The following is a 14,181-nucleotide window of genomic DNA, read 5'->3' as shown; positions in this document are numbered from 1 at the left end:
TGACATTCCCCGCGTCGGACACCGCCGCACAGCCGGAAGCCCCGGAGATCGACGACCGAGACCCACGTCCGCAGAAACCCTGAGTACAGGGATCGTGACGTTTTGTCGTACCCGCGGGTGAGACTGGCACCCGGCGGCGGAAGCACCGATCGCACGGAGGTGATCTCCCCGGGTGGCAGCCAAGAGCGCCGAGCAGTTCTTCCACGAGTTCCGCACCGGATCCGCGGCAGATGTCGCGATGTCACTCCTCAGGTCGAAGCACGCCCTAGTCTCCATGGCGCTGATGGCCGCGCACCTGGGTGACGGCCAGATCGTCGACGGGATTTCGCTGACGGCCATGCTCGACGAGGATCTGCCCGCGCTGGAGCGCGGCCTCACCTCAGGCGAGCATGACGCGGACGATCCGGTTCAGCTGGGCGCCGAGCGGATGCTGACGACGTGGGTGAAGAAGGGCTGGGTGCACCGAAGCATCGACGCCGAGACCCGGACCGAGCGCTACCAGCTCACCACCGGCGCCGCGCACGCCGTCCGCCAGATGCGCGGCCTCCGGCAGCAGAGCTCGGTCGCGACCCAGTCCGCCCTGTCGATGGTCATGGCCGAGCTGCGGCAGATCGCCACCGAGTCCGATCCCGACCCGAACACGCGACGGCGGGCCATCGACGAGCAGATCACGGTACTGGCCGCCCAGCGCGACCGGATCGACGGCGGCGAGGCGGTCGACGTCGACGCCGGGGAGCTGATCGACAGGGTGGCCGCGGTGGCTCAGCTGGTCGAGCGGATCCCCGCCGACCTGGCCAGGTACGGAGAGCAGATGCACGCCAACACGGCCATGCTGCTCCGGCAGAGCCTCTCGGACGATCCCGCGGAGTTCGCGCAGACCCTCGACCGCATGTTCGCCGGACACGATGTCATCGCCGACTCGCCGGAAGGGCAGGCGTTCCGCGCCTTCGCCACCCTGGTCGGAACGCCGTCGCAACGGGCCCAGCTGGAGTCCGACATCGACGCGATCCTGACGCAGCTGGAGGGGTTGCCCGATCACCTGGCGGAGATCCTGCGCGGATTCATCAACGCGATGTGGCAACGCGTCGAAGAGGTGGAACAGACCCGGGGCATCGCCTTCCGGCGGATGAGCACCTTCGTCCGGGGTGGTGACGCCGCGCACTACCGCGGCATGCGAACCAGGATCAGTGAGGCACAGGCGCTGGCCGCCGACGCGTTCCAGGTCACGCACGGCGGGCGCGACATCGGGTTCCCCATTCCCATGAGCGGTGCCGACACCTCCTCCGTCGGACGGCTGCGGCTGGACGAGGGCAGCCCGGCAGCCCCCGATCCGGTGATCGATTCGGGGGACGAGTTCGACATAGATCCGGCCGCTCTCGCAGGCCGTGAGTCGATCGACTGGCTCGCCCTACGCGACGCGGTACACGCGGCGATGGCGGCGCACGGCGACATCGCCACCCTGCCCGAGGTGCTGGAGCATCTGCCGGGCGCGCGCACGGGCGACATCATCGCAGTCTGGTCGCTCGCCAACCGGTATGGCGAGGTCGATCGCGACGCCCAGGTCAGTGTGCTCGCTCACACCGACCGCGGGCCCCGTGAGATCACACTCCCCTACCTGGTGTTCGGTGAGCCGATCCCCGACCCGACCGTCCCCACTTCCCACGAGCACGCCCGGCCCGGGCAGCTGTCCCTCTTGGAAGGAGACTCCGGATGACCGGCCCACCTGACCCCTCCTTCGCAGCGATCTTCGACGAGGAGGCGCTCACCGGCCCGCACACCCCTGGACGAACCGCCTCGGCCGTCATCTCCGAGGACACGCTGGCCAAGGTGTTCGAGGAAGACGACGACCGCACCGCCGGCACCCTCGTCGAAGGCCCGGCGCGCCCGCCCCGCTTCGACGGGGACACAGGCGAACTGCCGGCCGAGGCATGCTGGGCTCTCCAGGCACTGGTCGCCGCGCCGCACGTCAGCGAGCAGTCGCGGAAGGCCTGGGCGGCGGTCGTCCAGTACGCGGACCAACTCCGTGTCCGGCTCTCCGAGCTGGGGCTCGTGCTGGAGATCAACCGCGAGCACGGCTACGCCTTCACCCGCCAGGGCGGCGACCCGAGCCCCCACGGCCGCGCGATCCTGCGGACCAAGACGCTCAGCCTCGCGGCGAGCGCGCTCTGCCTGTATCTGTACAACCAGTACGTGCTCGCGCCGGACGCCCCGGTGGTCGAGACGACGGACATGGTCGACCACATGCTCGCGTACCGGCGGAAGAACGACACCGACGACGCCGCATTCGACAAGAAGACACGCACCGCGATCAAGACGCTGGAGGATGCGGCGATCATCAAGCCCATCAAGGGCACCGGACGCTACGTCATCTACGGCGTCATCACCTCGATCCTCACCGCTGAGCGCGTCGAGGCGCTCAGCGACCGTTACCGGGCGATCGCCGACGGCACGCTCCAGCACGCCGACGAAGGCGACACGGCCGGCGTCGACGAACGCGGTGAACGGAAGGACGTGGAAGACGACGGCTCTGCGGAGGGGGAAAGGGGAGGCACCGCCGATGTCTGACGATCTCACGAACCGCGGAGTCCTTGCGGGCCAGTTCCGCCTGGCCCGGCTCCAGGTGATCAACTGGGGCACGTTCTGCGGGTACAAGGACTTCCCGATCGACGCGCGCGGTGTCCTGTTCACCGGACCGTCGGGTTCCGGCAAGTCGTCCCTGATGGACGCTCATTCGATCGCGCTGCTACCGACCCGCGACCAGCGTTTCAATGCCTCGGCGGACCTGACCGCGCGCGGCGCGAAGCAGGGAACGCGCAGCGTGGCCGACTACGTTCGTGGCGCATGGTCCGAGACCGACGACGAACAAGGCCGATCGCAGGTCCGCTACCTGCGTGGCGGCAAACCGACCTGGTCGGCCGTCGGAGCCACCTACGACGACGGACTCGGCTCGGTGACCACCGCCGTGGTCGTGAAGTGGTTCTCCGGGACCGAGACCGACGGCTCGGCCCTGAAGTCGATGTACCGGTTGCATGACGGCCACTTCGAACTGATCACACTGGAGGGGTGGGCCGCGAGGGGGTTCGACACGAGATGGCTCGGGAAGGCGTACCCCGCCGACTGCCCCGAGGGCCCGGAGGCCTATACCCGTCAGCTGCGCAAGCGCATTGGGCTCGGCACCTCCAAGACGGCGCTGTCGCTGCTGGGCAAGGCCAAGGCGATGAAGAACGTCGGCGACCTCAACCTGTTCGTCCGCGAGAACATGCTGGACACGCCCGCCACCTATGCGGCGGCGCAGCGCATGGAGGACGCCTTCACCCCTCTCAACGAGGCGTACGAGACCGCCCGCCGTGCTCATGAACAGCTCAAGATCCTCGCCCCGATCCCCGGTCACTGGCATGCGTACGGCGAGGCGAGGAAGGAGGCCGCGCTCACCGAGCGGCTTCTCGGCGCCCCCGTCGACCGCTACCTTCGGGCCGTTCACCTCGGTGTTCTCCGCACGGAGATCGAAGGGCTGGCCGAGAAGCTGGAGCACTTGGGCGGCCGGCTGGAGGAGCAACTCCAGCTCGCCGACCAGGCGGAAAGCAACTACCTCTCCCTGGAGAACCAGCTCACGCGCGCGAGCGACGTACTCGACCAGCTCGGCACCCGGCTGAAGTCCGCCCGGACGGAGTTCAACCACAGGAAGCGCGCGTTCGATATCTACGCCAGCCACCTCCGTCGGCTTGAACTCGCCCCGCCGGACGACGAGGACGCCTTCCTCGCCCTGCGGGGCATGGTCCGCTCAAAGCGCGATCATGCGGCGGCCGAGAAGGAAGAGCTCAAGCCCGTGCTGCACGACGCGTTCGCGGAGGCCGCCAACGCGAAGCGCGATCTCCAGGCCAGGCAGGAGGAGCTGGAAGCGCTCGTCAGGGCCGGCTCGCTGATTCCCTCCAAGGAACTGCGGCGCCGCGACCTGATCGCGAAGCAGTCGGGCCTCTCAGCGGCGGAGCTGCCGTACGTGGCCGAACTGCTCGACGTTCTGCCCGGTGAAGAGCGCTGGCGGCCCGCGGCCGAGAAGGTGCTGCGCAACTACGGGCTCCGGCTGCTGGTGCCCGCTGACCGGCAACACGCCGTCAAGACCTTCATCGACGAGAACGATATGCACGGCATCGTCGAGTACAGCGTGGTCACCGCGGCGTCCGAGCACCAACCGCGCCCGGAACCTGGCACGTTGGCGAGCAAGCTCGGTGTGAACACCGGGCATCCGTACGGCCCCTGGCTCGCAGGGCAGGTGGCCCGCAGGTTCGAACACGTCTGTGTCGGGTCGGCCCGCGATCTCGACGAACATCGGGTGGCGGTCACGGTGCGGGGGACCGTGAAGCTGCCCGGCAACCACTACCGCAAGGATGACCGGCCGGAGTTGACGAGCCCCTCGTCGTACATTCTCGGCGCAGATGTCGTGACCAAGCGCGAAGCACTGCAGGCAGAGATCACCGAGCTCGAGTCGAAAAGGGACAAGGCCGCGGCCGGAGCGGACGACCTGGATCGCCGGAACACCGCAATCGATCAGGTGGTTCATGCGGCCGAACAGGTCGTAGCCCACAGTGCCTGGGGCGACCTCGACCACAGGCGCTCCCAGCACGAGATCGACGAGCTCACCGAACGGATCCATGAGATCAAGGAGAACGATGTCGACCTCCGACGACTGGAAGAACGACGCGACGCCGCCAAGACCGCGTGGCAGGGACTGAACGACGCCTGTTCCGACCTGCGCAACCGGATCACCCAGAGCGAGCGGCGACAAGAGACGCTGACCGGGGAACTCGCCCGGCAGAGCCCTCGGCCGCACACGGTCGACGACGGCGACCGGGAGTACCTCGATGCCTTGCTCGTCAAGCTCGATGCAGCTGTTTCGTCCGAAGGCATGCCTCATCTTCGGCAACTCCTTCGCAGCGACCTCGAGCGACGGCATCAGAAGGCCAGATCACGCCACGACCTCGCTCTGAGCGGGATGAAGGGAGACATCAACCGCTTCCTGGATAAGTGGCCAGATTCCGCACCCGATGGCACCGGCGATGTCGAGCGCTCCGGCGGCGACTTCGCCGCGCTGCACGACGAGATCAGCGAACGCCGGCTACCGGAGGCCATGGGCAGGTTCCAACTCATGATCAGCCGGGACATGGTGCCGTCGATCATGTTCGTGCAACGCGCCATCGAGGAGGCGGCCAGACAGATCCGGGAGCGCGTCGAGATGGTGAACGAGGGGCTGCGGCGAACGGAGTTCAACACCGGAACCCGTCTACAGATCGCCTATACGGTCAAACCGTTCACGGAGAGCAGGGAGTTCCGTTCCCACGTCGACGCGCTCCTGCGCCACGAGGCGGCCGCGCCGGCGAACGCCGAGGCGTCGATGGGGCAGTTCAAGCGCGTCCGCAGGTTGATGAAACGCTTCACCGCCGACGACGCCGAATCACGCCGCTGGACGGAGAACGTCCTGGACGTCCGGCAGGGCTACGCGTTCTATGGACGCGAGGAGACACCGGACGGAGTCACGGTCAACACCCATCGCAACACCGCCTCCAACTCGGGTGGAGAGCAGGAGAAGCTCGTCGCCTTCTGTCTCGCGGCAGCCCTCAGCTACAACCTCGCGGACGCCGGCTCCGGCGGACGACCGCGCTTCGCGGCCCTGATGCTGGACGAAGCATTCAGCAAGTCCGACGAGACCTTCTCGGCACAGGCGCTGGCGGCGTTCGACGAATTCGGTTTCCAGCTCCTTATCGCCGCACCGATCCGCATGTCCGGTGTGCTCGAGCCCTTCATCGGCCAGGCGATCCTGGTCGAGAAGCGTTCCACGGCCGAAGGCGCGCGTTCCAACGCCGCCACCGCCTCCTTCGGCGAACTCGCCGCCCGGCGGGTCGCCGAGGCCGATGGAGCCACGGATGCGTGAGCCGGACGACGTACTCGGGCAGTTGGGCACCAGGTTCGAACGCGATTACCCCGACTGGGCACGAGGCAAAGGCACCTGGCCGCTGCGGATCTCCCTGCATCCGCCGACCCCGCGGCAACGCTCCGCCGACCCCGTGGCCTGCCACGCCTGGGCCGCGAGATGGGCTGTTTACGAAGGCCCCGGGACGGTAGACCACACGAGGCTCAGGTTCCCGACGGGAACCCATGCCATGCCCAGAACACTGATCCTCGATCGACCGCGCGAGGTGGCGGCGGCTCTGCCGGTCACTCGCGCCACGTGGACGCGGTGCGGCGATCGTCTCACCAGACTGCAGCACGAGTTCCCCGACGCACGTTTCAGTGGAGTGATCCGGCGGATGACCGAGCTGACGGAACGGGACTATCAGCGCTTGGTCGACACGGCCGCCTGGCTGAAGGAGAACCCGACGTCCGACCGCCTGCTGCGCCAGTTGCCCATCGAAGGCATCGACACCAAGTGGCTCAGCAGGCACGCCGCCCTCGTCCTGGCCCTCATCGGAGAGGGGGACGACGGCGTTCCTCCAGCCGAGGACGCCGCATCCGGATCCACCCGGAGACGGCTGCATGAACGCCTCGGGCTTCGCCTACCACCCGAGCTGATCCAGGTCGCCGTGCTCGATCCCGAGCTACGCTCCCGGATGGCCGGAATGAGGCACTTCGCCACCTCTCGTGAGGACCTCGAGCGGTGGCCCCGGCACCCGCGGGTAGTAATCATCCTCGAGAACAAGGAAACCGGCTACGCCATCACCGACGACCAGGCAGACACCGTCGTACTGCACGGTCAGGGCTTCAACATCGCGGACTACGCCCGGATCTCCTGGGTGCGAAACGCTCGCGCGGTCTTTTACTGGGGCGACATCGATGCTCCCGGGCTGCAGTTCGTCAGCGATCTCCGCGGACGTGGAGTGCCTGCCCGTTCGCTCCTCATGGACCTCCCCACGCTCGAGCGTTTCCGGCACCTCGCGGTCAAGGGCACGGTCCCCCGGAGAAGCGTCGTCCCGCATCTCACCGACGCCGAGGCGGCTCTCTACCGCCATCTTGTGCATCATGCCGCAAAGCACGGCGCCGGCCTGCTACTCGAGCAAGAACGCATCCCATGGCCCCACGCCCACTCGGCACTCACCAACGCCATCCGGAAGGCGGACCAGATGTCTTCGGGCTCTTGACTGCTATGCCGCGGGTGCGCAGACAAACCATGCGACGCAGTTCCGGTCGCCGGGCGCTGCAACAAGGCGAGACGGCCCTGAAACGCCCGCTCCTCCCCTGAGAGCCTCAGTCCCAGGGGGGAATCCGTAGTTCATTGCTCTGGCATCGGCTCAGCGGTCTGGGCGCGGCGGGTGAGGTCCTTCCAGAGGTCGTCGACCTGGGCGCGGAGGTCGTCGAGGGAGCCGGAATTGTCGATCACGTGGTGGGCGATGGCGCGGCGGTCCTCGCGGGAGGCCTGCGCGGCGATCCGGGCGCGGGCGTCCTCCCCGGTCATGCCGCGGCGGCCCGTCAGCCGCTCCAGCTGGGTCTCGACGGGGGCGTCCACGACCACCACCAGGTCGTACATCTCCCCGAGGCCGTTCTCGGCCAGCAGCGGGACGTCGTAGACGAGGATGGCGTCCTCGGGCGCGGCCTCCATCAGCTCCTGCGTCCGCTTCCCCACCAGGGGGTGGACGATCGCGTTCAGCGCCGCCAGCCGCTCCGGGTCGGAGAACACGATCGAGCCGACCTTCGGGCGGTCCAGCCCGCCATCGGGCAGCAGGACCCCCTCGCCGAACTCGGCCACCACCGCGGCCAGCCCGGGGGTCCCGGGCTCGACCACCTCGCGCGCGATCCGGTCGGCGTCGATGACCACCGCGCCATGCTTGGCCAGCCGTCCCGACACCTCGCTCTTGCCGGATCCGATACCGCCGGTAAGTCCCACTTTCAGCACGGCACCACAGTAGTGCCGCCGCGTCACGGCCACCGGCGGAGGGTCAGCCCCCGGCCGCGGCGGGGACGAGGGCCTTGCGCATGTGCACGAGCGTGAGATGGGCCGCGACCCGTTCACGGTGGGTCTCGCTGTAGCCGAGCCGCCGGTAGAGGCGCAGGTTGTCCTCGCTCAGGTGGCCGGTGAACAGCACGCAGGCGTCGGCGCGCCCGGCCACCTCCTCCTCCAGGGCGCGCATGAGCCGGCCGCCGATGCCGCGCCCCTGCATGTCCGGGGCCACCACCAGACGGCCCACCAGGCAGGTGTGCTCGCTGAACTGGGCGCGGACGGCCCCCACCAGGCGCCGCCCCGACACCGCCTTGAGCACCGCCGCGTCGCCCTCCAGCAGCCTGCGCATCTGGTCGTACGACTCGACCAGCGCAGGGATGAACGGGTCGCCGTAGAGCTGCGCCTCGGCGACGTAGGCCGCGCGCTGCAGCGTCAGGATCTCGCCCGCGTCGTCAGGGCCGGCCCGCTCGATCGAGGCCGTCGGTTCGCTCATGGGCGCGACCCTAGCGGCGCCCGCGCGCCCCGTCCCCTCACTGCCCGATCCGGACCGTCACCGCGACGGGATAGTGGTCGGACGCCGACGACCGCGGCACGTCGTAGTCGCCGAACATCAGGTCGTCGGTGCCGAAGATCCAGTCGACCCGGCGGCCGTCCCCGGTGGTCGGCGCCGGGTCCCCGCTGGGCGCGGCGCTGCGCAGCTCGGTGCCGTCCAGCATCCGCGAGATCTCCGCGCTGCCCGGCCCGGCGTTGAAGTCGCCCGCGATCACGGTGCGCGGGGCGCCGCCCCACGCCCGCAGCAGCGCGGCGATCTCCCGGCCCCGCTCGGCGGACTGGTCGGCGCCGCCCTCCAGATGGGTCGACCACACGTCCAGGGTCTGCCCGCCGACCCGCACCCGGGCCCACACGTACCCGCGGATCTGCGACCAGTCGCCCTTGGGCATCCGGCCCGTGCCCGACCGCTCCACCGGCAGCGAGGTCAGGATCGCGTTGCCGAACTGGCCGTCGGCCGCCGGGCCCCACAGCAGCTTCATCCCGAGCCGCCGCGACAGCCACACGCCCACGTCGGTCGTCCCCGACAGCAGCGACCCGCGCCCGGCCTCCTGCAGCAGCACCACGTCGGCGCGCTGCGACTCGATGGTCGCGGCGACGGCCTCCGGATTCAGCCGCCCGCTGGGGCCGACGGCGTCGTGGATGTTGTAGCTGACGACGCGGATGCGGCCGTCGGCCGGGGCCGCCTTCGCCTCGCCGTCCGGGCCCGCCACCGTGAAGACCGCCGTGCCGAGCAGCAGGACCAGCGCGGCGGCGCCGGCGGTCAGCGCCCGCAGCGGCGCCCGCGCGGGCAGCGGCCCGCCGCGGGCGGCGGCGATCGCGGCCAGCGCGCCCAGCGCGATGCCCGCCAGGCCGGGCAGCAGGTTGTTCGGGAACGGCATCGGCTCCAGCGCGCTGACCTGGTACGACACCAGGATCAGCCCGATCAGCAGGCCGCCGGTGGCGGCGCCCACGTCGATCCGCTGCACCGGCCCGCCGACACCGGCCCGGCGCAGCGGCGCCCGGCACGCCACCGCCAGCAGCCAGGCCGACAGCACCTGGCCGACGATCACGACCGGGACCACCTCGACGCCCGCGACGGCGTACGTCCCGGCGACCGCCCCGGCGCCCACGCCCAGCAGCGTCCCGCCGAGCACGCACACGCCGCCGGGCACCGCCCGCACGGCCAGCCCGGACGCCAGGAACGCCAGCGCCAGCCCCTGCCCGACCACGATCACCACGTGCGCGGCCGTCAGCGACAGCCACCCCGCCGAGGCCACGAACGCCGGGCTGGACAGCACGAGCACCTGCAGCGCCAGGAACGGCCCGAACGCCGCGGCGCCGAACGCGTCCTGCCAGGAGATCCCCGGCGCCGCCACCGCGCCCGAGGACAGCTCCCGGTAGAGCGCGGCGGCGCCCAGGCCCACGAACAGCAGGCAGGCCAGCCACGGGCCGATCCCCGAGCGCCAGGAGGCGTCCCAGGTCGCGAACGCCATCCGCACCGCGCCGTCGGCCGACAGGCCCGCGACGGTGGCGGTGGCGAACCCCACGCCGGACAGCCCGCGCGCGCCCTCGTACAGCGCCCCGACCGCGATCATGCCGACCGCCGTGCCGACGAAGGCCAGCCACGTCTGCGGCGTCAGCGCCTGCGCCAGCAGCCGCACGGCCAGCAGCCCGCCGACCCCGGCCAGCAGCAGGCCGCGCGGCCCGGCGGCCTTCCTGATCAGCGGCCCGGCGAACCCGGCCAGGTACACCGCCAGGACGACGGCGCCCGCGACCGCGGTGCCCGCCGTGTCGGCGAAATGGTCGTACTGGGGAAGCGCGGAGCGCAGGGTCTGCGCGAGCACCGCCACCGTGATCGCGATCAGCGCGAGCCGCGCCGGGCCCTGCGGAACGATCGGCGGCCCGGCCGGTTCGCCGGTCCTGATGCCTAGGTCTGTGCTGGCCAATTGAACGGATGCTCCCGGGGACGAGCGGAACGAGCGAGCCGACCCATGATCGCGCGTACCGGTGGCCAACACGAGCGTCGCCCACCGCGAGTCGCGCAACCGCCGGAAAACCCACGATTCCGGAGGAGAACACCCCGGATCGGTCGCCCGCCCGAACGGATGGCGCCGGCCCCGGAACCGCTCCGGGACCAAGCCCGATCCAGAGCCTAGAGCCCGAGAAGGCCGCCCGCGCCACGATCCCCCCGAACACCCTCCCCACATCCCGCCTTCGCCGCCCCCGCGCCGCGCTCGGGAGCGCGGAACGTTCCGCGCGGCGTGCCGGGCAGGGCGCGCAGCATGCGGCGTCCCAGGCCGCCGGGCAGGTGGGCGGGATCTCGATGCCGACCGGCGCGACGCGGGCGTACAGGTCGATGACCAGGCCCTTTTCGCGGATCAGGTCGACGACGCCTGCGAGGCCGCCGCCGCGTCCGCTTTCGCCGCCAGAAGGTGGGCGCGGCCTGGCGGTGGCACGCTCTGAGAAGCACGCACACGCTCTGGCAGGCCCGAGCGGACCGTAGGCCGCAGTCGGGCGAGCAGGCGCTCGGGGGCGGCGGGTGGCGGGTCTCTCAAGGGTGCGCCGAAGCGGCCCCTGCGGAGCGCGAATGCGCTTCGGCGGGCGGAGTGAGCCGTGTGCGTTCGGGGTGGGGCGGGAAAGGGCGACGGCCGCGCGCCGCCCCTTTCGGGACGGCACGCGGCCGTCAGAGTGTCCTGCTCAGCGCGTCCGGATCACTGGCCGCCGGACAGCTTCTCGCGGAGCGCGGCCAGCGCCTCGTCGGTCGCCAGGGCGCCGCCGGAGGTCTCCTCGCCGCCGCCGCCCGAGTACGAGGTCTCCCCGGCCGGGGCGCCGCCGCCCTCGGCCTCGGCCTCGGCCTTGCGGGCCTCCTCGATCTGCTTGCGGTGGGCGTCGAAGCGGGACCGGGCCTCGGCGTACTGCCGCTCCCAGGTCTCGCGCTGGGTGTCGTAGCCCTCGAGCCACTCGCCGGTCTCGGAGTCGAAGCCCTCGGGGTACTTGTAGTTCCCCTGCTCGTCGTACTCGGCGGGCATGCCGTAGAGCGTCGGGTCGAAGTCCTCTTCCTCGATGCCCGCGGCGCTCTCGTTGGCCTGCTTGAGCGACAGGCTGATCCGGCGCCGGTCGAGGTCGATGTCGATGATCTTCACGAAGATCTCGTCGCCGACCTGGACGACCTGCTCGGGGATCTCCACGTGGCGCTCGGCCAGCTCGGAGATGTGCACCAGGCCCTCGATGCCCTCCTCGACCCGGACGAACGCGCCGAACGGCACCAGCTTGGTGACGCGGCCCGGCACGACCTGGCCGATCTGGTGGGTGCGGGCGAACTGCTGCCACGGGTCTTCCTGGGTCGCCTTGAGCGACAGCGACACGCGCTCGCGCTCCATGTCGACGTCCAGGACCTCGACGGTGACCTCCTGGCCGACCTCGACGACCTCGGAGGGGTGGTCGATGTGCTTCCAGGACAGCTCGGAGACGTGCACCAGGCCGTCCACGCCGCCCAGGTCGACGAACGCGCCGAAGTTGACGATGGAGGAGACCACGCCCTTGCGGACCTGGCCCTTCTGCAGGGTGTTGAGGAAGGTCTGGCGGACCTCGCTCTGGGTCTGCTCCAGCCAGGCGCGGCGGGACAGGACCACGTTGTTGCGGTTCTTGTCCAGCTCGATGATCTTGGCTTCGAGCTCGCGCCCGACATAGGGCTGCAGGTCCCGCACCCGGCGCATCTCCACCAGCGACGCGGGCAGGAAGCCGCGCAGGCCGATGTCGAGGATGAGGCCGCCCTTGACGACCTCGATGACGGTCCCGGTGACGATGCCGTCCTCGTCCTTGATCTTCTCGATCGTGCCCCAGGCGCGCTCGTACTGGGCGCGCTTCTTGGACAGGATCAGCCGGCCCTCCTTGTCCTCCTTCTGGAGGACCAGGGCCTCGACGTGGTCGCCGACCGTCACGACCTCGTTCGGGTCGACGTCGTGCTTGATGGACAGCTCACGCGAGGGGATGACGCCCTCGGTCTTGTAGCCGATGTCGAGGAGGACCTCGTCACGATCGACCTTGACGACAGTGCCTTCGACAATGTCGCCGTCGTTGAAGTACTTGATGGTCTCATCGATCGCGGCGAGGAAGGCTTCCTCGGACCCGATGTCATTGACCGCTACCTGCGGGGTGGTCGAGGTTGCCTCGGTGCTGCTCGTCATGTGTCGGCTGGCTCCGGATACGGACATGCGTAGTTGCCTGAACTGCGCGGAGGGCCGTTATCCGCCCTGCCGATGACCGGAGGGACGTGGCGGGAAAACCGCCGCGTCAGAGAAACCGATGTCGACCTGACCGAGCGCGAGCTTGCTCCGTCCGAAGCCTGCGCAAGCCCACAGCGCAGCGATCAGCATATTGGACCAGGCCGCCGTGGTCAATCGGGGGGCGGTTCGGGGGGGTTCGGAGGGCCTCAGTAGATCCGGCCCTGCCCGCGCAGCTCCTTGACGAGCCGGTCCTCTTCGGACTTCGGGAACGTGATCGTGTTCGGATCGCCGTCCGAGGTGTACCGCGTCGCCGGGTTCCTATCCAGCTCCTCGAGCCAGGCGGTGGAGCAGTAGCGCGTGCAGTCGTTCTCCTTGATCTTGCCTTCCGAGCGTACACGGGCGACGGCCAGCCGGTCGAACTCCGTGTCGAACGGGGATTCGGAGGGCTTCCACCCGGCCAGGAAGATGCCCCGGAAGGCGTAGGAGCCGTCCTTCTTCTCCGCCCACGACCGCTTGTCGGGCTCGGAGCCGAACGGGTAGGCGAGCGTGGCGGTGTGCGCCCCGGTCAGCGAGACGATCTTGGCCTCGACGTCGCCGATCTCCTTCTCCACCTCCTTCCTGGACAGCGTGGACAGGTCCCTGTGGGTCAGCGTGTGGTTGCCCAGCTCGAACCCGTTCTGCGTGAGCCAGCGCAGCCCCGCGGCCTCCTGGGAGGCCAGGCCGAACAGCTCCTTGTTGAGGTAGAACGTCGCGGTCGGGCGGAAACCCGGGTGCTGCCGGGCTACCTCCTGGAGGATCGCCACCGCGGTGCCCGGCTTGGGACGCCCCTGCGGGTCGAGCGAGAACTGCTCCGGCGTGCTGTCGTCGAAGGTCAGCACCACCGGATGCCTGCCCGCGGGCACGTTGATCCGTCCCGTCACGAACTCCCCCGCGGTGATCGGCACGTACCCGCCGCGGGCCAGCCGGACCAGCTCCTCGCGGAACTCCTTGACCGTGCGGTCCAGCGCGAGCGTGGGCTTCTCCACGATGCGGTGGTACATGAGCACCGGGACCTGGCCGAGCTCGTTGGCCTGGACGGCGGCGGCGGCCGGCGTCGCGGGCCGGAGGGGCCCGACGTGGACGGGGGCCTTCGCCGGCCCCGGAGCGGCTCCCGGCCCGGCCGCGCGGTCGCCGAGGCGCACGTCGTCGACCTTGCCGGCCGGCACCGGTTCCTTGCCCCCGGCACGGGCGGCCACCGTACTCGGCGTCTCCGCCGGTTCCCCCGGCAGCCACAGTCCGAGGACCACGGCCGCGACCACGACAGCTGCGGCGATCTTGTGAAGGAGTGGCACGGGTCTCCCGTCGATCAGCGCTGACAGGGCCGGAATAGGAAATACGGCGGCACGGCCCCGAACCAAGCGGACACGGCTTGCCGTACCCGGACATGATCTCCCACAACCCGGTATCGCGCCCACCGAAACCGCCCGATGACCATGATCGATCCGTCCCTTGACCGAC

Annotated in this window: 9 protein-coding genes; 4 read left to right on the top strand and 5 right to left on the bottom strand. The window is 70.1% G+C overall.

The window, feature by feature from the left end; genetic code table 11:
* Positions 1-172 precede the first annotated feature (172 nt).
* The 4 genes from ACZ466_RS37495 to ACZ466_RS37480 are packed head-to-tail and all read left to right on the top strand — an operon-like array spanning position 173 to position 7,130.
* The gene (locus tag ACZ466_RS37495) at positions 173-1,714 is read left to right on the top strand and encodes a DUF3375 domain-containing protein (protein WP_378288720.1); all 1,542 of its coding nucleotides are present in this window, start codon (positions 173-175) and stop codon (positions 1,712-1,714) included.
* On the top strand, positions 1,711-2,565 hold the full coding sequence (locus ACZ466_RS37490) for a DUF4194 domain-containing protein (protein ID WP_378288718.1): 855 nt from the start codon (positions 1,711-1,713) through the stop codon (positions 2,563-2,565). The genes ACZ466_RS37495 and ACZ466_RS37490 overlap by 4 nt, the downstream gene beginning before the upstream one ends.
* The gene (locus ACZ466_RS37485) at positions 2,558-5,926 is read left to right on the top strand and encodes an ATP-binding protein (RefSeq protein WP_378288716.1); all 3,369 of its coding nucleotides are present in this window, start codon (positions 2,558-2,560) and stop codon (positions 5,924-5,926) included. The genes ACZ466_RS37490 and ACZ466_RS37485 overlap by 8 nt, the downstream gene beginning before the upstream one ends.
* Positions 5,907-7,130, top strand: a complete 1,224-nt coding sequence (locus ACZ466_RS37480) for a Wadjet anti-phage system protein JetD domain-containing protein (protein ID WP_378288714.1) — start codon at positions 5,907-5,909, stop codon at positions 7,128-7,130. The genes ACZ466_RS37485 and ACZ466_RS37480 overlap by 20 nt, the downstream gene beginning before the upstream one ends.
* Positions 7,131-7,261: 131 nt before the next feature.
* On the opposite strand, the gene coaE is transcribed toward ACZ466_RS37480, so the two are convergent.
* The 5 genes from coaE to ACZ466_RS37455 all read right to left on the bottom strand — a co-directional run bounded on the left by coaE (position 7,262) and on the right by ACZ466_RS37455 (position 14,015).
* The gene (gene coaE, locus ACZ466_RS37475; RefSeq protein ID WP_378288712.1) at positions 7,262-7,882 is read right to left on the bottom strand and encodes a dephospho-CoA kinase; all 621 of its coding nucleotides are present in this window, start codon (positions 7,880-7,882) and stop codon (positions 7,262-7,264) included.
* 43 nt (positions 7,883-7,925) lie between these two features.
* The gene (locus tag ACZ466_RS37470; protein WP_378288710.1) at positions 7,926-8,420 is read right to left on the bottom strand and encodes a GNAT family N-acetyltransferase; all 495 of its coding nucleotides are present in this window, start codon (positions 8,418-8,420) and stop codon (positions 7,926-7,928) included.
* A 37-nt stretch (positions 8,421-8,457) separates the two neighbouring features.
* Entirely contained in the window at positions 8,458-10,404 is a 1,947-nt protein-coding gene (locus ACZ466_RS37465) for an endonuclease/exonuclease/phosphatase family protein (RefSeq protein WP_464041833.1), read from the bottom strand.
* Between the two features lie 765 nt (positions 10,405-11,169).
* Complete coding sequence (gene rpsA, locus ACZ466_RS37460; RefSeq protein ID WP_378292146.1) at positions 11,170-12,645, bottom strand: 30S ribosomal protein S1; 1,476 nt, start codon at positions 12,643-12,645, stop codon at positions 11,170-11,172.
* Between the two features lie 245 nt (positions 12,646-12,890).
* Positions 12,891-14,015: a polysaccharide deacetylase family protein gene (locus ACZ466_RS37455; protein WP_378292144.1), complete on the bottom strand. Its 1,125-nt coding sequence runs from the start codon at positions 14,013-14,015 to the stop codon at positions 12,891-12,893.
* Positions 14,016-14,181: the final 166 nt, after the last annotated feature.

Source organism: Actinomadura rugatobispora (assembly GCF_055379765.1).
This window is presented reverse-complemented; position numbering and strand designations above follow the sequence as displayed.

What these genes read in the sequence shown, in the direction of transcription:
- ACZ466_RS37490 (WP_378288718.1), top strand. Translation starts at nt 1,711, where the DNA reads ATGACCGGCCCACCTGACCCCTCCTTCGCAGCGATCTTCGACGAGGAG.
- ACZ466_RS37485 (WP_378288716.1), top strand. Translation starts at nt 2,558, where the DNA reads ATGTCTGACGATCTCACGAACCGCGGAGTCCTTGCGGGCCAGTTCCGC.
- ACZ466_RS37480 (WP_378288714.1), top strand. Translation starts at nt 5,907, where the DNA reads ATGGAGCCACGGATGCGTGAGCCGGACGACGTACTCGGGCAGTTGGGC.
- ACZ466_RS37470 (WP_378288710.1), bottom strand. Translation starts at nt 8,420, where the DNA reads ATGAGCGAACCGACGGCCTCGATCGAGCGGGCCGGCCCTGACGACGCG.
- rpsA (WP_378292146.1), bottom strand. Translation starts at nt 12,645, where the DNA reads ATGACGAGCAGCACCGAGGCAACCTCGACCACCCCGCAGGTAGCGGTC.